General features: G+C 35.8%; 12 protein-coding genes and 1 pseudogene. 12 read left to right on the top strand and 1 reads right to left on the bottom strand.

The annotated features are described in order from the left end of the window. Window positions 1-61 precede the first annotated feature (61 nt). The 3 genes and pseudogenes from KIP84_RS11115 to KIP84_RS11105 form a co-directional block, all read left to right on the top strand. A pseudogene (locus KIP84_RS11115) lies at window positions 62-400 on the top strand (hypothetical protein); the annotation flags it as partial. A 349-nt stretch (window positions 401-749) separates the two neighbouring features. Further along, window positions 750-3,530, top strand: coding sequence for a type VI secretion system Vgr family protein (locus KIP84_RS11110; RefSeq protein WP_213688487.1), 2,781 nt, complete (start codon window positions 750-752; stop codon window positions 3,528-3,530). A gap of 7 nt (window positions 3,531-3,537) precedes the next feature. Further along, the gene (locus tag KIP84_RS11105) at window positions 3,538-6,540 is read left to right on the top strand and encodes a hypothetical protein (RefSeq protein ID WP_213688486.1); all 3,003 of its coding nucleotides are present in this window, start codon (window positions 3,538-3,540) and stop codon (window positions 6,538-6,540) included. Between the two features lie 28 nt (window positions 6,541-6,568). Here the strand turns inward: KIP84_RS11105 and KIP84_RS11100 are convergent, their stop codons facing one another. Continuing rightward, complete coding sequence (locus tag KIP84_RS11100) at window positions 6,569-7,537, bottom strand: SUMF1/EgtB/PvdO family nonheme iron enzyme (protein ID WP_063098539.1); 969 nt, start codon at window positions 7,535-7,537, stop codon at window positions 6,569-6,571. Between the two features lie 825 nt (window positions 7,538-8,362). Between KIP84_RS11100 and KIP84_RS11095 the strand changes: the two genes are divergently transcribed. From KIP84_RS11095 to tssM, 9 genes are all read left to right on the top strand, one after another. Then, window positions 8,363-9,052 (top strand): hypothetical protein, encoded by a 690-nt coding sequence (locus KIP84_RS11095; protein ID WP_199996951.1) that lies wholly within the window; start codon window positions 8,363-8,365, stop codon window positions 9,050-9,052. 16 nt (window positions 9,053-9,068) lie between these two features. Then, the gene (gene tssB, locus KIP84_RS11090; protein WP_202744313.1) at window positions 9,069-9,572 is read left to right on the top strand and encodes a type VI secretion system contractile sheath small subunit; all 504 of its coding nucleotides are present in this window, start codon (window positions 9,069-9,071) and stop codon (window positions 9,570-9,572) included. Beyond that, window positions 9,565-11,046, top strand: a complete 1,482-nt coding sequence (tssC, locus tag KIP84_RS11085) for a type VI secretion system contractile sheath large subunit (RefSeq protein ID WP_032003316.1) — start codon at window positions 9,565-9,567, stop codon at window positions 11,044-11,046. Before tssB ends, tssC begins: the two co-directional genes overlap by 8 nt. Window positions 11,047-11,095: 49 nt before the next feature. Continuing rightward, the gene (locus KIP84_RS11080) at window positions 11,096-11,599 is read left to right on the top strand and encodes a type VI secretion system tube protein Hcp (RefSeq protein ID WP_000653195.1); all 504 of its coding nucleotides are present in this window, start codon (window positions 11,096-11,098) and stop codon (window positions 11,597-11,599) included. A gap of 78 nt (window positions 11,600-11,677) precedes the next feature. Next, complete coding sequence (gene tssE / locus KIP84_RS11075; protein WP_002048404.1) at window positions 11,678-12,154, top strand: type VI secretion system baseplate subunit TssE; 477 nt, start codon at window positions 11,678-11,680, stop codon at window positions 12,152-12,154. Between the two features lie 16 nt (window positions 12,155-12,170). After that, on the top strand, window positions 12,171-13,982 hold the full coding sequence (gene tssF, locus KIP84_RS11070) for a type VI secretion system baseplate subunit TssF (protein ID WP_039765402.1): 1,812 nt from the start codon (window positions 12,171-12,173) through the stop codon (window positions 13,980-13,982). Then, a complete protein-coding gene (gene tssG, locus KIP84_RS11065; protein WP_213688485.1) occupies window positions 13,946-14,944 on the top strand; it encodes a type VI secretion system baseplate subunit TssG in 999 nt (332 codons plus the stop codon). The genes tssF and tssG overlap by 37 nt, the downstream gene beginning before the upstream one ends. Then, on the top strand, window positions 14,941-16,350 hold the full coding sequence (locus KIP84_RS11060; RefSeq protein WP_213688484.1) for a hypothetical protein: 1,410 nt from the start codon (window positions 14,941-14,943) through the stop codon (window positions 16,348-16,350). The genes tssG and KIP84_RS11060 overlap by 4 nt, the downstream gene beginning before the upstream one ends. A gap of 30 nt (window positions 16,351-16,380) precedes the next feature. Continuing rightward, window positions 16,381-20,202: a type VI secretion system membrane subunit TssM gene (gene tssM / locus KIP84_RS11055; RefSeq protein ID WP_202744309.1), complete on the top strand. Its 3,822-nt coding sequence runs from the start codon at window positions 16,381-16,383 to the stop codon at window positions 20,200-20,202.

Below are 20,202 nucleotides of genomic sequence, written 5' to 3'. Positions count from 1 at the left end.
ACTGTTAATTAATGTATAATTGAAAAATATTTATAAATATTTTAACTAAGTTTTTGGCTTTGTGAATTTTTATACAATTTATCCGTCTGAGTATATTGATAGAGATTTTTCTTTTGATTTGAAAGGGAAGCAAGAAATTGCCATTAATTATTTTAAATTTGACCTAAGTAATCAATTTTTAAAAAAACCTAGAATAAATTTAGATTATGATAATATTTTTTCTGATCAATTAAATGAGATATTAGAGACTGATTTTTATTATTCATCTTCTGGAATTTTACTATTTTCAAAAAGATTTTTTAATGAAATGAAAGAAATTCTTGAAGATGAGTGTGATTTCTATAAGTGCTATGTGAGGAATGAAGAGGTAGATATTTATGCTATGTATATTAAGAGAAAAAACAATTTATTAGATGAGGATGACTTCATAAAAAAAGATCTTGTAACAGATGAATTTTTTATTGCTAGAGTTACGGATAAACCTTATATCTATGTAGTAAGTCAAAAATTTGTGGATATTATTAATAAATTTAAATTAAAAATGAATTTCTTAGAATACTAAAAAATAAATAATCGTTAAAAGTGAGTTAATAGCGTAAGTTGTTAATTCACTTTTTTTATATTTATCACGGATAGTATTCTCATTCATTCGTGTATTCATATGGTTAAGTTTCCCTATTACAAAATAGACAGATGTTTCTATATTTTATAAAATAATGCCAATCCTGACAAAGTTTTCATAAAAAAAGATGTTATCTCATATACACAAAATTCTAGAAGATTTGGGTATCAGCTCGCAAAAACGCGTGCTTCATATTCAGTTTTCTAATCCATCGTTGAATACTCAAGTCTTTTTACAAAGTATTGAAGGACGGCATCAGCTAAATGAAGGACTGACTGCCGATTTATTTTGTCTTTCTACCAATGCCCATATTTCATTAAAACAATTTATTGGTTGTCAGGTTGCAGTCGATCAAATCACTGATCAGGGGCAGCTATTCAGAACTACAGGAATTATTACAGAAGCAAGTCAGGGGCAGAGTGATGGTTCATTAACATTGTATAAACTGAGATTGCAAGATCCAACCGCACTATGGCATAAACGCCGCAATAGTCGTGTGTTTATGAATAAGAGTGTACGGGACATTACTGAAATTCTATTTACAGAATGGCAGAACAAAAGCCCGTTGTTTACTTCTGGTTTAACATTGGATTTAAAAGGTCTAACCGAAGAATACGATGTTCGACCTTTTATCATGCAAAGTAATGAAACGGATTATGAATTTTTAACCCGACTTTGGCGTAGTGAAGGCATTAACTGGTTAATTGATGAAGCTCAGTTGTTTGCCACTCATAGCTCAGTTGAGATTCAACCGCAAAAGTTACGTTTAATTGATAATAATGAATCATATTTAGCATTAGACCGAAGAAATATCCGTTATCACCGTAGTAGCGCTGTTGAACAACAAGACAGTATGATAAGCCTTGTGCCAACTCGAAGCTTGCAATCTACAGCCGTGCATGTACAACGCTGGCAGGCTGATGCTTTAAGTCAAGAAGAAGGCATGGGCAGTGTTCAGTCAAAGCATAGTCATAGTGCTAATCAGGATAATGCGAGTTTAAGTCTAGAGCAGGCATGGCATGTCAGCCCTGCTTGGATGCAAGATTTAAAGGGTGAAGACCAAGCCACTGCATCGGGTCACCAGCAGCTAGAAAAACTCAACAATAATCTATCTGATTATTATGCGTCTCAATCAAAATATTTCCGTGCACAAACTACGGTACGTGATACGCAAGTTGGCTATTGGTTTGAATTGAATGAACATCCTGAAATAGATACGCATAGCGGATCAGACAAAGAGTTTCTGATTATTGGTAAAAGCTTCTATTTACAAAATAATTTGCCTAAGGATTTGCAACAGCAAATCAATCAACTTTTTAGCCAAAGCCAATGGCAAAAAGATCAATCCGAGTTAAATGACCAAACCGAGCGTCAGGGTAATGAGCTCATCTTATCGCGTAGAAATATTAAAGCGGTGCCTGAATATCACCCGTTAGAGCACCGACCAGCAGCTTACCCGCAGCGCGCTAGAGTGGTTGGATTAGAGGGCGAAAGTATCCATGTTGATCAATGGGGACGTATTAAAGTTCGCTTCCTGTTTACCCGAACTGATGACCATAGCCATGACGGTGGAGCAGGAAGTAACGACAACGACACCGACTCTGCTTGGGTAGATGTACTCACCCCGTGGGCAGGCGCGGGTTATGGTGCACGCTTCTTGCCACGTGTCGGTGAGATTGTGGTCATCGACTTCTTTGACGGCAACATTGACCGTCCATTTGTGGTGGGACGTATTCATGAGGCTGAACGTCATCCAACTCAGTTCGATCAGAAAGGCCTGCTCCCTGACACTAAAAAACTTAGCGGCATCCGCTCAGAAGAAGTCGACGGTAAGGGCTTTAACCAGCTACGCTTTGATGACACCACGGGGCAAATTAGTGCCCAGCTCCAAAGTAGTCATGCCGCAAGCCAAGTAAACTTGGGTAACTTAAGCCACCCAAAAGACAAGGCAGAGAGTGAAGGTCGTGGAGAAGGGTTTGAACTTAGAACAGATCAGTGGGGCGCGGTAAGAGCTGGTAGTGGCTTACTCATTAGTACTCACAAACAGGATCAGGCTCAAGGCGGACACCTTGATGCAAATGAGGCTAAACAGCAAATCGAAGGCGGCCTCAACAATGCCAAGGCACTCAGCGAAGTTGCTAAAAATCAGCAAACTGACCCCTTAGATATGCTTGAGAATATTCAGACTTTCCTAGAAGTTCTTAAACAAGAAGATCCTAAAAAAGCTGCTGAGTTTCAATCAGCAGTGATGCTGCTGGCATCTCCAAAAAGTATTGCTGTAAGTAGTAATGAAGATATACACCTCAGTGCAAATGGTCAGCTCACTCAAAGTGCTGGAGATAGCATTAATATTAGTACGCAAAAGAATATAGTAAGTCATGCGAGTCAAAAAATAAGTCTATTTGCTGCCCAAGAAGGTGCTCGACTTTTTGCTGGCAAGGGCAAAGTAGAAATTCAGGCTCAAGGTGATGCCTTAGATGTGATTGCTCGAAAAGGTGTACAAATTACTTCAACTGAAGACACAGTTTTTATTACTAGCCCAACTGAAATTAATCTGACAGCAAACGGATCTCAAGTTAAGCTGAATGGTTCAGGTATTTTCCCAGTCACGGGTGGTAAGCTTGAGGTGAAAGCAGGACAGCATTTGTTTATGGGGGGAGAACAAGTTACTCCTCCCAAAAAGCAGGAAAATAAGCCTTATTATTTGACTTTTGAAATTACTGATTTAGATGGAAAGCCAGCGAAAAATGTAGAGTATATTGCATTTAGAATGGATGGTAGCCGGCAAAAGGGGCGAACTAATGCCCAAGGTTTAACTCAAAGATTTGAAACTGATGGCTCAGAACAAATTTCTATTCATATTAGTGATGAAAATGCTTCTAAATATAAACTAGCGGCAAAAGGTTAGAGATATAATGACTCCTTATACTACGTTTGAATATACAATAGTATTTTATAATCAAAGAAATAAAGAATTACCAAATGTAAAATACAGCATAATCTTTTTCTGTGAAGATGGGACGAAAGAGACTTATAAGGGTGCCACAAACCCAAAAGGACAAACAAAACCAATTTCATTAAATCAAAATGGAAAATTGCATATTTTTGTTGAGGGGCATGAAACTATTTTCGGCCCTAAAAAGACTATAAAGCCTATTTTGGCTGAAGGAAGCAATATAGTTGAAGTAAACTCCATAAGCCTTAAAAAAAATGCTTTTTTCTTAACAAAAGCTCAGTATGAACTCAAGCAGAGCAAAGCAAATAAAGATTTAGAAGAGCTAAGAAAAAATGCTAAATCAGTTAAACAAAAAAACTTTTTTAATTTATCAAAAATACAACCAACTTTTCCTTTAGATTTAGCAGAAGAATTAAATGAAAGAATTAATATGTCTTATGAAGAATATAAAAAGAAGAATACTCATATTGTAAAAAAAACTAAACATCTTAAGTTTAAAAACTATGCTTTATATAGATTTATTGATAGCGCTGGGAATGGGATTCCAATTGTAGATTATCAAATCTTTGGACAAGGTCAGGATAAGCCCTTAGTAAACTTGAAACCAGGACCACCTGATAAAAAAGGGTATACCCAATTAGCTTATACGCATTTGAAGAGTAGAGTTACATATACTTTAGGAACTACTAAAAAAAATAGTGAATGGTATGAGCCAATAACTTGTGTAGATAAACAAGTTATTTATCAGATTATTTTTCCGACTTCAACAGCGGTAACTCAACCTGATATTAATCATAAGGAAAATATGGGTGCAAGACAAAAACCACCTATTGTGATTAACCCGTGTACCAATGAAGTGCTTGTTTTGCCGCCTGCAGTCTATGCTGAATTTGATAAAAAAACTAAGATATTATCTGATGCAGTAAAGGAAGTTCACAAGTCTAATAAGGATCTAACACAAGCAATCCAAAGTCGTGATTTGGAAGAAATTAAAGAATTGGAAAAGCGTTTAAATATAAATCAGGAAAAGGCCATTGAAAAGATTAATGGTGAATTTAAGCAAAGAGCTGATTTAAGAGAAGTATGGGTGGTTGAGAGCAGTGGTAAAACAAACGAACAAGCATCTAAATATAATTTAAAACGACGTTATTTAAAAGTTACTGAATATGAGGAGTTAAAAGCAAAGCGTAGAAATCCTCAGACAAATGTGGATGTAACTGCGAATCAATATACAGTACAACAACCTGCACAAATCCGTAGTAGTTTTGAAAAACTTTCCCAGCAACTTTTGACAGCAAAAGGGAGTGTTGGAAGTGATGAAAAAGCTGTTTATAACCTGATAGGAGGCTTGGGTGGCGAAATTGCTGAAGAGTATAAAAATAGTAGGGATATTACCGTTACCCAAGAAGCACAATGGATGCGCATGGTCGCTGGGGCAAGCGGTGAAGGCTCAATAAGTGCTGCACCTAAAGGGGTAAGTATTAAGGCTTCTGGAGATATGTCTACTAAATGGACATTATTTGAAGGAGTGAAAGAGTGGCGGAAATTTTATCCTTGTGAAACAGGTTGGAAACTTGAATATGATAACTATGATCTGGGAATAATCCGTTTTTTAATTGGGGCTGAGATATCTGGTTTTTCAGGAGCAAATTTAGGGATCGCTGGTAATCTATCTGTTGATATTTCTTATCAAGGCACAACTCAAGTCATAAAGGCTGCGGTAAGACCACCAGAAAGATCAATGAGTCAGATGGTAGATCGTAATAAAAAGCCTATGTTTCAACCTGCGCAAGGAAGTTTGAAAATAATTGGTGATAATCAGGAAAATGCGCAGAATCAAGGTAATATTGGTATTAATGCATTTGCTGGAGCTCAAATACAAGGTTTACTTAAAGGCGCTATAGAGTGGTTTAAGCCTAAAGGTGATGGTAGTGGTGAAGGCGAATTTGTTGCGATTGCTTCAGCTGCAGCTGGGGGTGGTGTAAGTGCGGGTGCGGGGGCGCAAGGTCAATTTCAAATTGGCTATGATCAAACTTCGGGTAATTTTAAAATATTGGTAGCAGCTCATTTGTGTTGGGGTGTGGGAGCGAAAGGAGTTGCATCATTCGTTGTAGGAACAGAGCATTTTTTAAGTTATCTTGGTTTTATAAAATCCCAAGTTGCCCATGCAGGATTTAAGACACTTTTATATATAAATCAAACAGCATTTCTATTAGCTGCACAAGTTCTGGCTTATTGTATAGGGGAGAATCATCCAGTAATCAGTGATATAAATAGAATTGCAGCTTCATATGGAGACTGGATTAGAAGGCTGGATATTGATCAAGGGCGCTATAAAACTGCACAGAATATTAACTCTAGTTCTGGAAAGAAGGAGTTGTTATATGCTACACCAGAGACTAAAGGAATATTATTATACGCAGTAACTCATTGGACAGATAGAACTGCTCCTATTTTTGATATGAATGTTAAATTCTCAGATATGAAAATTGAATTTTTCCCAACTCGTAAGACAGCAGTAATCAATATTTTTAAAACATGTATTTCTACAGAAGAGTGGGAAAATACGATTCAACATATTCATCCACGTGGCAATAAGCTTACTCAAGCTCAATTGGGTAAAGTGGAGGGAGATATTATTCGCTTTCTTAATTATGGAAGTGATGAGAAATATGCACAAGATATAATCCGTTGTCTAAATTCTGGTATCGAATATAAAGGTACTCAAATTAATGCATGGCTTCAGGATTATTTAAAATATCGTAAAGGAGCAAAAAAGATAGCAGGTTCTTTGAATTACATGTTGGTAAAAAATCAGGATGATAGTCGATTTAAACAGCTAGAAATACAGCAGGGTGTATGGGGTGATTCAGAGGAAATAACGCTCATGGCAAGTAATTCAAATGTTTTATCGCCTTTTGATCAAGATGATACAGATAAATATGAAACATATAATGTGTAGCTGTATTATATGTTTCATATAATTCGGTTTAATTAACCGCACATCTAACAGAATTATTTTGATTTAAGTCAAGATGATGTTTTTTTGTTAATTCATCTTTAGCAGCTTTAGGATCCTCTATAGGGTGAATAGCATGCCTACTAAAAGTGAAGCCTCCAAACATTTGTAGGGATTGTCCTTCAGAAGGAATTGAGCTACGTACAACTTTGAGGCTACCTTTTGTGGGTCCTTGAGGGTTTTTTTCAGGAGATTTGCTGTAATACTGTGGATCATACCAGTCTAGCATCCACTCATAATTATCAGTAATCATGTCATAAAGGCCTAGAGGGGTTGCGGGAAACTTTAATAACTCAGGAATATTTCTAAAAGCGTTTAATTTATTTTGTTGATTTTGACGTTGTTCAAAACTCCAAACATTTCTACCATTATCGATTTTACCGTTGTCTGTAGGATAAAGAATATATTGTCCTCGATTTCGCGCAGCATATTCCCATTGAGCTTCGGTCGGTAAATCCATTTTTAAATTAAGTTGTTTTCCTAACCATTGGCAATAATTGCGGGCTTGTTGCCAATTGACTCCTGCTGCTGAATTGGGAATTCGATCTTGAATTGATAGTTCATCAAATTTACCAATTTTTTCTTGGCCAGTAACTTCTGTGTATATATCAAAGTCAGCATAAGTTGCTTTTGTTGCGCTTAATGCATAATTATCTAAAGTGACTTTATGTAAAGGTTTGCTATCAGCATCACTATCGTACGGTAAGTTATTCGGACTTTTTTGCTCACCAAAATCCCCCATCATAAAAGTACCACCTTTAATCTCTACAAGATTCTTTTTAGTTTTATCAAGTAGTTGTTGTAACTTCTTTTGTTGCTCTGATGAGAGATTTTGTTTAGTTGTAAATGCTTGGGTTTGCTCTGTATTATTTGTTGATTTTGCGCAAGCAGTCAACGTAATACTCGAAAGTAGAATGATGGCTAAATTTTGTTTAATCATCTTATTTAAAAATCATGTGGTTGAGTAGTGATTTGATTATTTTAGTAAGAGACATAAGAGATATAAATAGAGGTTTTGTTATTCGGATGTAGAAATAATTCACTTTTCTAAAGAGTAAATGTTCAAATATATGACTATAAATTCTTTGTCTTAACATTTTTTTTATAAAATATTTACTTAAACTATAATCTTGCTGCAAGTTCCTTTTAATCATTTACTCATCTGTAATTTTATTATTTTATCAATTTCCAATGTGATGTAGGCAAGATTCAGTAATATATAATTCTTAAAAATTTGTGGTCTGTGTGAACTTGGTTGCTCACTTTATGGGGTCACATTAGCAATGTGTAATAAAAATATACTTAATAGACCGATTAGTCTTGACAATTTTATTTTTATTAATATTGGGTTTCTATTTTCATAAATTTGAAATGTATCTTTTACAATCATTTAATTTATTTATCTTTTAAATCAACTAAAATCTTTTTAAGAAAATGTTTCGTAAATCTTAACTAAGTGATATTTATGATAATTTTTAGTTTAGTTTAATTTTTTATTTAATTATTTAAATTCAACAACTTATTTTTAATTACAAAAAATAACAATATTATGTTTTTATAAGAATAACTTTATTAAGCTATATTTTATAAGCATCTTAACTATTTACTTTTAGTTTAAGTTGATATGATTTTTATATAAAATATGTTTGTTTATATGATAAACTGTGCCTAAATTTTTTGAATATAAGGTTTTTAGACTGATTTTTTAATGTTTTAAGAATATTAAATTTTCGGTAAAGCCTTGAATAAATAAGAAAACAGAGGAATGAAAGTTGTGTTGAAACGAAGTATTTTGATACTTTTTCTGACTGGAAACATTATCGGTCTATCATATGCTCAAGCAGCAGAACTAGAGCCTGTAAAACTTAAAAAAAGTTGTATTAAGAAGAACCCTTTAGCTGAAGGTCAAAATGATCCTGAGCTATTGAATATTTTTAAACAAGTTTGTGATAGCGATAATACAACTCAAAAAAATGATTTATTAGCTAAAGCTGCTATGCGGTTTTATCAAACCAATCAACCAGTTAAAGCATTGAATTTAGCAAGTCAATTGCAAAGTCAAAATATACGCGGTTCATTAATAACAGATGTCTTGTTTTTATCTGGTGTGAGCATTGCAAATAATTCTCTGCAGCAAATGCGTACTCAGGAAATGAGATATTTAAGCAATGATGTGACTTATCCTCCTGCAAAGCAGTTAATTGAAAATATTCATACTGCTATGCCTGCTCCGGACCCATCGAGTTTTAAGGCGAGTTCCGAAAGTAGCTCAGCTGATAATGAAAAAAGAAGTTATAAAAAACAGTACGCAACACGTAATAAAGTGAGTACTTCTAAATCGTCCAATAAACGAGTATCAAGCCCAACTAAGACGGCTACCGTAAAACCTAAAACTGCACCTGCAGCCACTGTTAATAAATCAAAAAGTTCGCCTTTTGACCCTTTAATTAAATAATCCGGAATAGAATCTTATGGCTAAGAGAGAGAGCGTACAAAAGAAGCTTCAGCGAATTCGACCTCCACGTGTTCAGCTTACATATGATGTCGAAATTGGTGATGCAAAAGAAGCGAAAGAACTACCATTCGTTGTGGGTGTGATGGGTGATTTTTCGGCTGCATCTGAGCTTGAGCGTACAAAATTAAAAGATAAAAAATTCATTAATGTTGATTTAGATAATATTGATGAAGTTATGGAGTCATTATCTCCAAGAGCTGCTTTCCAAGTAGACAATACCTTGACAGAAGAGGGCGGTAAGATCGCTGTTGATTTAACATTTAAGTCAATGGGAGATTTTCGTCCAGAAAATGTGGTTCAACAGGTTGATCCATTAAAGAAACTTGTTGAAGCTCGTGAGCGTTTAACTGACTTAAGAAACAAAATTTCTAACAGTGAACGTTTAGAAGACTTACTTGATGAAGTTCTTAAAAATACAGATCAGATTCGTAAATTAAGTGCGGAGGCTGATCATGAATAATACTCAATCTGCAGCAATGCCTCTTGTTGAAAATGAACAGGTTAATCTCTTAGACTCGATTGTTGAAGAAAGCCGTATTGCCCGAAATGAAGAAGAACATTCACGTGCAAAAAGCTTAATCGGTGAGCTTGCTAAAGAAGTAATGGCAGGAACAATTACCGTTTCTGAAAATATGACTTTATCAATTGATAAGCGTATTGCAGAAATTGATGCGCTGATTTCAAGTCAATTAAGTCAGATCATGCACAATGAACAATTCCAAAAAATTGAGTCAACTTGGCGTGGTCTTTATTATTTCTGTCAAGAGACACCATCTAACCCTCTTATTAAAATTCGTATGTTAAATACGACTAAGAAAGAGTTGGTAAAAGATTTCCAAGGTGCTACAGATTTCGATCAAAGCACCTTATTCAAAAAAATCTATGAGGAAGAATACGGATCTTTTGGTGGTGCACCATATTCAGCGCTCATTGGTGATTTTGAATTTGACCGTACGCCTTCTGATATGTATTTGCTTGAGCAAATCTCTCATGTTGCGGCTGCAGCCCATGCGCCATTTATTTCGGCCGCTAGCCCAAGCATTCTTGGTCTAGAGTCCTTTACAGATATTGATCGTCCTAGAGATGTTTCAAAAATCTTTGAAACAGCTGAATATGTTCAATGGCGTTCATTCCGTGACAGTGAAGATGCTCGTTATGTTGCTTTAACATTGCCACATGTGCTTGGTCGTCTTCCTTATCATCCAAAGGAAGGAACAGCTACTGAAGGCTTCAACTTTGCTGAAGATGTTTCGGGCGCAAATCACAATGAATATTTGTGGATGAACGCTGCTTATGCTTTCGGTACTCGTTTAACAAATGCATTTGATATGCATGGTTGGTGTGCTGCAATTCGTGGTGTTGAGGGTGGTGGCTTAGTCGAAGGCTTGCCTGTACACACTTTTAAAACACAAGATGGTGAAGTTGTATTCAAATGCCCAACCGAAATTGCAATCACTGATCGCCGTGAAAAAGAATTAAGCGATTTAGGCTTTATTCCTTTAGTACATTGTAAAAACACTGATTACGCTGCTTTCTTTGGTGCCCAATCAACTCAAAAACCTAAAAAATATGACAATGATACAGCAAATGCTAACTCTGCTTTATCGAGTCAAATTCAGTACATCATGGCCGTTTCACGCATTGCTCATTATTTAAAAGCAATGATGAGAGATAAAGTGGGTAGCTTTGCTTCTGCTGGAAATGTTGAAGCATTCTTAAATGAGTGGTTGTCACAGTATGTATTACTTGACGATGGCGCTTCTCAGGAAGCAAAAGCTCAATACCCTTTACGTGAAGCGTCTGTAAAAGTTGTAGAAGATCCTGCTCAACCAGGTCACTACAAATCTGTGGTTTTCTTGCGACCACACTTCCAGCTGGACGAGTTGTCAGTTTCTTTACGACTTGTCACTGAGTTACCTCAGTCCTCAAATTAATAAAGGTCAGCGAAAGAATAACTTTAAATTACAAATAGGAAAGTTCTAAATGAAAGATATATACGTTGAGTTTCGCGGTAAATACAAAGTTGATGGAGAGTCTCGTGACTCTGAGCACAAAGGCTGGTTAGAAGTTAACTCTTGGTCTCATAACATTCGTCAACCTAAATCTGCTACTTCAAGTAGTGTTGGTGGTCATACTGCTGAACGTGTTGAACATTCAGATATGGTTTTTGTTAAAGATCTAGATGCAACTAGCCCGAAATTATGGGAAGCATGTTCAGCTGGTTATACATTTGATGAAGTACAAATTGACTTCTACCGTGCAAATGGTGATAAGCGCATCAAGTACTTACAAATCAAATTGAAGCATGTTCTAGTGTCTAGTGTAACTCCAACAGTTAATGAAGAAGGTGTTCCAACAGAAGCGTTTGGTTTGAAATACGCAGCTGTTGAATGGACTTACAATCAACAAGATATTAACGGTACTGCTAAAGGTGCTGTTACTAAGAAATGGTCACTTTCTAACAATACTGCTTCTTACGCAGCGTAATTGTTTAAGTGAATATTTGGTGGAGGCTGACTTAAAGTTAGCCTCTGCTGTCTTTAAGCATGCTTGTTGTGAACTCGAATGAATTTAGATCGGCTTTATCCATATGGATTTCGTTCAACTTTGTTTGATCGCTTAATTCCTGAAAGTGAAGATTATGCAAAAGGTCTTTCTATTCAGCAATTAAGAGAATCGGTAGCAAAAGATTTAGAAGACTTACTTAACAGTCGAGTCGCTAAATTGGATCATGTAGTTGATGATTACCCGCTAGTTAAAAAATCTATACTTCAGTTCGGTATTATTGATTTTGTGGGGCTTTCTACAGCCAATCCGCTAGATCGTGACAAGATTTGCCAATCTATTGAACAGTCAATTGCAGCTCATGAACCTCGGTTAAGACAAATACGGGTAGAGATGTTGTTGGATGGGCACAATATGGGGGCATTGTGTTTAAGCATTCAGGCGTATCTAAATATTCATCCACTGTATGAACCTGTCGTTTTTGATGCATTGTTAAAACCGACAACGCAGCAATATGTAATTTCAGCGAGAACCTAGGCATAGTGGGTGTGTTGTGATAGAAGAGCTTTTACCTTTTTACGAAAAACAACTACAGGAATTTGGTCAGCAATCTCGTGAATTTGCTCAAAAATATCCGAAAATTGCTCAGCGTTTATCTTTAAATCAAGAGCAGATTGATGACCCGCATATCGAACGTCTTATACAAGCATTTTCATTAATTTCTGCTCGTATTGATAAGAAGCTTGCTGATAGTTATGACGTATTTACCCGTTCTTTATTTGAGGTGATGTTCCCTCAATATTTACGTCATTTTCCGGCTTGTTCAGTAATAAGTTTTGAAGATATAAATAAAATAAAGCAGCTCACAGAGGCACATATTGTTCCTGCTCACACGGTCTTGAAGTCACGCAGTTTTAAAGGGGTCCAGTGTGAGTTTAATACTACGCAAGAAGTCAAATTACTCCCTATAAATTTACAAGCGCTAGAGTTTAAAAGCACACCTAGTGCACACATGCATTTAAGCCAAAATGCGACTTTAACTTTTAAGTTTGAAATTTTTAATCATGCTCATGTATGTTTAATAAATGAAAAACTACCTATTTATTTAGATGCAATTTCTAATTTTCCACTTCAAGTACTAGACAGTATTTTTAAGAAGGGAACAACTTTTGCCATTAAAATAGGACAGAAAATTGTTGAACTGGATAAAAATCCATTTGAGTTAACAGGTTTTTCTGAGCAAGAAAGTCTATTACCACTCGATCAGCATACTCATCATGCTTATCGTTTGCTGATGGAGTATTTTTGTTTTCCTGAAAAATTTAATTATCTAAAACTTGATTTAGGTTTTTTAAAGCGCTTATCCCTAGAAGATAGTAATTTTGAACTGCTTATACATTTTAAATTAAATTTAAATGATCAAGCTGTAGTGCGAAATTATTCTGAATTAAATGTCGCTAATTTTAAATTGTTTACTACACCAGTTATTAATTTATTTGAAAAATACGCTGAACCACAAAAAATTGTACATAAGCAATTAGAATATCCGCTGATTACAGATGCTCATCATCCTGAGTTTTATCAGGTGTATTCAATTACTGAAATGAATATGGTTCGTGAAAAAACGAGTCAAGAAGAAAGCTATGTTCCGGTGCTGCCTTTTTTTGCCATGAGTCATTATCATGCTGACACGGCGCGTTTTTTCTATTCAGTGAACTATCAAAAGCTACAACCCAATTTTGTCGAAATGGGTTATTCAATTATTTCTAAAAATTTAAATCCTTCGTCAACACGTTCGGATTTTATTAGTACAAAACTATTATGCTCAAATCGTGACTTGCCGCATGAAGCATTAGGGCAATCCAATAATATATTAAACCTTAATGATAGTAGTCTGGCTCGTCGTGCCATTGTTTTAAAAAGACCTACGAAGCCTTATCAATTTGGTCAAAGCCAGAGTGAGCAGTGGCGTGTTATTTCACACCTTTCATTAAATAGTTTAGCGTTAATGAAAGGTGATGCGGTATCTCATATTAAAGAATTACTTGCTTTATATAACTTACCTTTATCAAAAGAAAATTATCTAATTATTGAGTCAATCAAACATCTTGAATTTTCACTTACTCACAAACTTGTAGATGGAAAGCCATTCCCAATGTTTGTAAGAGGAGTAAAGGCAGAGTTACAAATTGATTCATCGGTATTTAGAGGTCATAGCCTATACATTTTTAGTCAGTTATTAAGTCGTGTTTTTAATTTAAAGGTTCAAATTAATAGTTTTGTTGATTTGGTTGTTAAGGATTATTCATCTCAGCAGGAGTTATACCAATGCAGTCAGAACGTTGGTGGCAAGACTCTTCTGTAACAGCTGAGCTCTTTACAAAGCCAAAGTCTTTTGAGTTTATCCAAGCAACACGGCTATTAAGACACGATTCAAGTCGTACAGTTAGTTCATTTTGGAGTGATCATTTTAAGTTTGAGACATCCTTTAATTTAAATTTTCCTGCTACAGAGATTGAAAATTTAGAACTAACGGACGACCGGATTTATATCACGAATTTAATCGTTGGTCTTACGGGTATACAAGGTGCTTTACCTTATACGTATACGAATAAGATTAAGCAAGCTCCGCGTCAGCAACGAGCTGAGACCAAAGAGTTTTTAAGCTTATTTAATCATAAGCTTACTGCTCAATATGTAGAGTCTAGTATTACTTATAATCTGCCGATTAGATATGAGATAGAACATAAAAATGACTATTTAGATATTCTGCATGCTTTGAATGGTTATGTACGTTCACAGCATCAACAAGCTGATCTTGATGAATATTTTGCAGAATTCTCTGGATTAATGCAGGGGCAAAATAATACAGTTCATGCATTAAAAACGATGCTGTCGTGTATTTTTAAACATGAAATTACGATTAAAGAATTTGTACAAGAATCATTTAAGTTAGCGAGTGATCAGTTAACAACTTTAGGTGGAAGTCAGCCGAGCCTACTTGGTGTTAATACTTTTTGTGGGGAAACCATTCAGCAAATTGACGGAAAAATTGAAATTCAAATTGGACCATTAAAACGTCATCAATATCTCAGTTTCTTACCAAATCAAGAGTTAAGCTTAAAGCTTAAAAAACTTGTAGAAACGTGGTGTAGTCCAACTTTATCAATAGATTTACGGCTTATCTTGGATGAATCAGAAATACAACCTATTTGTCTCACTCATAAGAATCAGAGTGGGTTAGGGCAGGGTTCTTTTCTCATATCACGACAACCAAAAGTACATAGTCATGAAACCTGCTATAGCCTTATTGGAGAGACAATATGATTAAAAAAATATTACTCTCATTCATTGCTATTTTTCCAGTGGTTAGTGGAATAATTATTTTCTACTGGCGCGATGTTCAATATAACCCTGATAAAGGAGATTTTTTCCTTTATTTCTTAGTTTTACCAGCAATAATTACATTGGTGATTTTATCGCCATGGTTAATTTATAGCGCTTATACAACGTATAAAGACAAAAAAGAGCAAGCTATAAATCAAGATAAAGATGACGTTAATTCAAAACAAACTGCGGTAACTGATCAACCATTAGAACAGCTAGATTTTAATATTTATTCTGGTTTTGCTTTACATGCTTTTGGTGAGAATGAAAGCATTATTGAGCAGCTACAAAATTTTAGAAGTCCAGAGCTGGATGATCAACTGTTAAATTCTTACGGATTACCTCTTTTATCTTACCGTATTAAAGATTTGGATGAAGAGAATCATGAGGAGAGTGATTACTCATCTCCACGACAAGTTCGTATGATGTCATTAATAAGACAGCAACTCGATCAAAATATAGAAAATTTATATCTTCTAGCTGAGCATTTAAAGCGTTCAACTTTATTTTATGAGTCGCAGCAAGCCCTTGAATATCATATGCATCCGGCATGGGTAAATCCCGAGTCTGAATATGACGATGTTGAAATGCCGATCGTAGAAGTTTATCGCTTAAATCGCTTAAATCTACACATCCTTCTTTCGGAGGATTTGTTACATATCTGGAATGATGACCACAGTAATGAATTAATTTTAGAGTTTTTTACTGAGATTGGTATTCCTGCTCAAAAAATCCATATTGAATATCATTTTTTTGGAGAGCAACTGGCTTACCAAGAGTTAATGCATTTATTAAAGGGTATTCATAAAAGAGAGCATGAGATGTTCTTTTTGGTCGTGGCCGATTCGGAAATTGATCAAGATCTAGTTGATGAAAAATCTTGGATGATTAAAGATTATATTCCTGCTGAATTTGCAGCAAGCTGTTTACTCGCAGATCCTTTAGTAAAAATTCAAGAATTAGAACCGACTAAAGCACTGAAAGTAGTAGTAGGTCAACAAGATACAGCGAAGCTTTTTAATAATTTTGAATTTAATGATTTACCTCAGCATGAAGGTGATGAGCCTTATGTACTGATTTTGTCAGATCAAACCGATATAAAAGTTTCGAAGAAATTGCAACAACATTTTCTTCAAACGCCTGTAGAACCGCATCACTATATTTATGTGAAATCTTCATTAGGGCATACCCAGAATTTAGCTGATATTTATGGCTTTATGCTGAGCATGCATTTCCCTGAACATATCATTCCTTTTGTCTTTGGAGAAAATACGGTGTCAGCACATACGTTTGTGCAGAGTATCACTGAAAACTCAGAAGATGATGCGATGGTGTTGAATAACTAATTTAAACTTTGGACTTAGAACGAGAATAGAATGCATACAATTTTAGGCTACTTGTGGCAGTACATCACGAATCCTAAAGCAATTATCGCCTTGTCATTGTTCGTGGCATTGATGTCTTCATATACTTCAATTCCTCGTCATATATTCTGGGCTTTAGCAACTGCCTATGCTTTGGGTCTTATTGTTTATGGTATCTATTGGCTTATTCAACGAAGAAAGCATGCTGCTCAAGGTGAAGAGTTAGCTGAGGCAATCGAAAAAGATAACCAAGCTGAATATGGCAAAAATAAAGATAAAGAAGAGCTTCAGCTAGTTAGTCAACAAATGAAAGAATCAATTCAACTGATTCGTAAATCTAAGTTGGGTGATAAAAAAGGGAATGCTGCATTATATGAACTTCCTTGGTATATGGTTATTGGTAACCCAGCCGCCGGTAAAAGTTCAGCTATCTATAACTCTGGTTTAAAGTTCCCTTTTGAAGAAACACATCAGAAAATGGTATCTGCTGGCTTAAGTGGTACTCGAAATTGTGACTGGTTCTTCTCTACAGAAGGTATTTTGCTCGATACAGCGGGCCGTTATTCTGTTTATAGCGAAGATCATTCCGAGTGGTTAGGTTTCTTAAATATTTTAAAAAAGAACCGCTCTAAAGCACCAGTTAACGGTTTGATTCTAATTGTTAGTATTGCTGAGCTAATTAGTCAAAGTCCTGAAAATTCATTAAAGCTTGCTAAAAATTTACGTGCTCGTATTCAAGATCTAACTGAACGTTTAGAAGTGGTAGTACCTGTTTACTTAGTCTTTTCAAAAATGGATTTGATTGCAGGTTTTACTGAGTTTTTTGAATTTTATGAAGCTCAAGAATATAACCAAGCTTGGGGAGCAACGCTTCCATATGAGCAAAACTCTTCTCATAACGCGGTAGATTTGTTCGAAAAACATTACACTATTCTTTACGATGGTCTAAAAGGCGTGAGTTCGACTCATTTAAGTCGCCGTCATTCGCAGAATATCTCACCAAGCGTAATGACTTTCCCATTAGAATTTAAAACATTAAAACCAGCTTTAAAAAGCTTTATTGGTACACTTTTTGAAGATAACCCATATCAATTTCAACCAGTTTTCCGTGGGTTTTACTTCACCAGTGCTTTGCAAGAAGGTGTAATTGAAAGTCCAATGACTGAGCAAATTGCACAAGAATTCCAGCTGACTCAAATTGCTCAAAATGATTTAAAAGACCATACAAAAATTACTCCTAACCATGGCTATTTCTTAAATGGTCTATTTTCAGATGTTATTTTAAAAGATAAAGATCTCGTTAAGCAGCATGTAAATACGGGCAGAAAACGCCAACGTTACATTGCATTTATTGGTGCTTTAGCGGGCGTTTCAATTATTTTGGGTGTATGGGTTTGGTCTTATCGTAATAACCAGCAATTAATTGGTGAAGTTCAAGCAGATTTAAATAAGGTGGTTCAATTAGAAAGAGCCTCTGGTCAGCAACTGTCTACCCAATTAGAAGCTTTGCTGATTCTTCAAAGACGTCTACAGCAGTTAGATGAGTTTGATGAAAATAGACCACTTAAGTTTAGTTTTGGTTTATATCAGGGCAATGAGCTTCGTGAAAAGCTAAAAGCTGAATATTTAAAAGGTGTTAAGCAGATTGTGTTAACACCAACACAGCAAAATATTGCTCAATATTTGCAACGTGTAAAAAATAATGAAGCAACATTAAAAGCGAACCACACGAATGTTGAGATCAAGCAAACTGCTCAATCTCAACAATATTTGGAACCTTCAGATACCAATCCTCAAGATGCTTATAATGCTTTAAAAGCTTATTTAATGATGAGCAATCCGCAATATATGGATGCTAGTCATCTAAGCGATCAGGTTACGCGTTTCTGGCGCTCTTGGTTAGATGCAAATAAAGGTCAAATGCCGCGTGCAGATATGATTCAAGAAGCTGAACAGATCTTGTCGTATGCAATGACCTTAGCAAATGATAAACAATTCCCAGTTTTAGAAGCAGATTCGCAAATTGTTGATCAAACTCGTCAAGTATTACTCTCTGTTGTTCGAGGGATGCCAGCGCGTGATCGTGTTTATAACGAAATAAAAATGCGTGCTGCGGTACGTTTTCCAGCACTGACTGTAAGTCAGATTGTGGGTGAGGCAAATAAAAATATTGTATTGGGTAGTTATGCATTACCAGGCGTATTTACCCAAAAAGCTTGGAATGACTATGTAGAAAAGGCAATTGAAGAAGCTGCAGATAAGCCAACAGACAGTAAAGACTGGGTGTTAAATAGTCGTCAATCTGATGATTTAACTTTCTCAGGCAGTCCAGAGCAAATTAGAAAGCAGCTAACAGCGCTTTATAAGCAAGAATACATTGCGGAATGGAGAAAATTCTTAAGTGGTATTCATTATGCTAAAGCCGGCCAATTTGCTCAGCAAGTAAAAAATATTGATGTTTTAGGTGAACCACAAAACTCTCCAATTAGAACATTAATTGAAAGGGTTGCAGTCGAAACAAACTGGGATAATCCGGTTGTTCAAGCTGAGCTTGCAGCTCCACAAAAAGGATTCATTGCATGGTTTAAACGTAAAGTTCTAAATCATGATGACAAGCAAGTTGCTAATCAAGTGGCAAACAATGCCCAAGGCGCTATTTCTCAAGAATACCAAATGTTCTACCAGTTGGTTCGCAAGCGTGATGATCAACAAGGTAAGTCATTGCTTGATGAATATATGACAAATTTAGCACTCGTTCGTAGTAAGTTTAACGAGCTTAAAAATGCGGGCGAAATTGGGCCTAATGCAATGACATTAGTTAAACAGACCCTAAATGAGCAAACGTCTGTATTTAATCAAACTCAAAAAATTGTAGATGAAAAAATGGCGGTTGGTTTCAATGAAATTGATCAGCGTTTACTTCAAAAACTGGTGGTTAGCCCACTTACGCAGGCTTTTGAGAGTTTAATTACACCGACGCAAGACGAAATTAATAAATTATGGGTAATGCAAGCCTATCAACCATTTACAGCAAATCTTGCTAAGAAATATCCATTTAACTCATCAGCTTCTTTACAGGCAACAAGTAGTGAAATTGGTCAAATCTTGGGTGAGAACGGTAGTATTTCTCGCTTTGTAAAAGAAAGTCTGGATCCATTTGTGATTCGTCGTGGCTATACCTTAACGTCTAAAACTTGGAAAGATTTAGGCATTAGTTTAAATCCTCAATTCGTTATGAATTTCCAAAGATATGTGGCACCAGCCAATGGTATGGCAACTGGTGAGTTGAATGCTCAAGCACCAGCTGCTCCAGCGACTAACCAATCTAACTTCCAGTTCTACCCAATTCCAAACCCACAATTGCTTTCATATACCGTTGATATTGATGGTCAGCGTATGACTTATGAAAACGGTGTTCAGCAATGGGTTAACTTCATTTGGCCAAACCAAGGCAGTATTCCAGGTGCTCGTATTACCGCTGTAGATTTACAAGGCCAAACCCACACGATTTTTGATGAGCCAGGTGAGTACGGTATTAACCGTTTAATTGATAGCGCTCAACGTAAGGAACAAAATGGCGGATTTGAAATGCTTTGGCGTAGTAAAACTGATCCATCATTATTTGTAAAAATGAATTTCCGTCTAATTAGCAGTAATTCAGGCAGTATCGGTTCAAGCCGTGGTTATGCAGGTATGCAACTGGTTGATAAAGTCACTGCTGATAAAGCTGCTCGTGTGGTGTCTGCTCAGCAAGCACCAGCTCAAGCTGCTCCAGCAAGAACTGAAAATCCTGTTTCTGCACTTGCTCAGCCTTCTGCGGGAGTTAAACCATGA

It is taken from the genome of Acinetobacter sp. BHS4 (genome assembly GCF_018454425.1).
Lineage (GTDB): Bacteria > Pseudomonadota > Gammaproteobacteria > Pseudomonadales > Moraxellaceae > Acinetobacter > Acinetobacter pittii.
Note: the sequence above shows the minus strand (reverse complement) of the source record. Positions and strands in the feature narration are given on the sequence as shown.

Bases quoted from the DNA above. Each gene is read 5' to 3' on its own strand.
- KIP84_RS11110 (WP_213688487.1), top strand. From the start codon at position 750: ATGTTATCTCATATACACAAAATTCTAGAAGATTTGGGTATCAGCTCG.
- KIP84_RS11080 (WP_000653195.1), top strand. From the start codon at position 11,096: ATGAAAGATATATACGTTGAGTTTCGCGGTAAATACAAAGTTGATGGA.
- tssC (WP_032003316.1), top strand. From the start codon at position 9,565: ATGAATAATACTCAATCTGCAGCAATGCCTCTTGTTGAAAATGAACAG.
- KIP84_RS11105 (WP_213688486.1), top strand. From the start codon at position 3,538: ATGACTCCTTATACTACGTTTGAATATACAATAGTATTTTATAATCAA.
- tssG (WP_213688485.1), top strand. From the start codon at position 13,946: ATGCAGTCAGAACGTTGGTGGCAAGACTCTTCTGTAACAGCTGAGCTC.
- KIP84_RS11095 (WP_199996951.1), top strand. From the start codon at position 8,363: ATGAAAGTTGTGTTGAAACGAAGTATTTTGATACTTTTTCTGACTGGA.
- KIP84_RS11060 (WP_213688484.1), top strand. From the start codon at position 14,941: ATGATTAAAAAAATATTACTCTCATTCATTGCTATTTTTCCAGTGGTT.
- tssM (WP_202744309.1), top strand. From the start codon at position 16,381: ATGCATACAATTTTAGGCTACTTGTGGCAGTACATCACGAATCCTAAA.
- tssE (WP_002048404.1), top strand. From the start codon at position 11,678: ATGAATTTAGATCGGCTTTATCCATATGGATTTCGTTCAACTTTGTTT.
- KIP84_RS11100 (WP_063098539.1), bottom strand. From the start codon at position 7,537: ATGATTAAACAAAATTTAGCCATCATTCTACTTTCGAGTATTACGTTG.
- tssB (WP_202744313.1), top strand. From the start codon at position 9,069: ATGGCTAAGAGAGAGAGCGTACAAAAGAAGCTTCAGCGAATTCGACCT.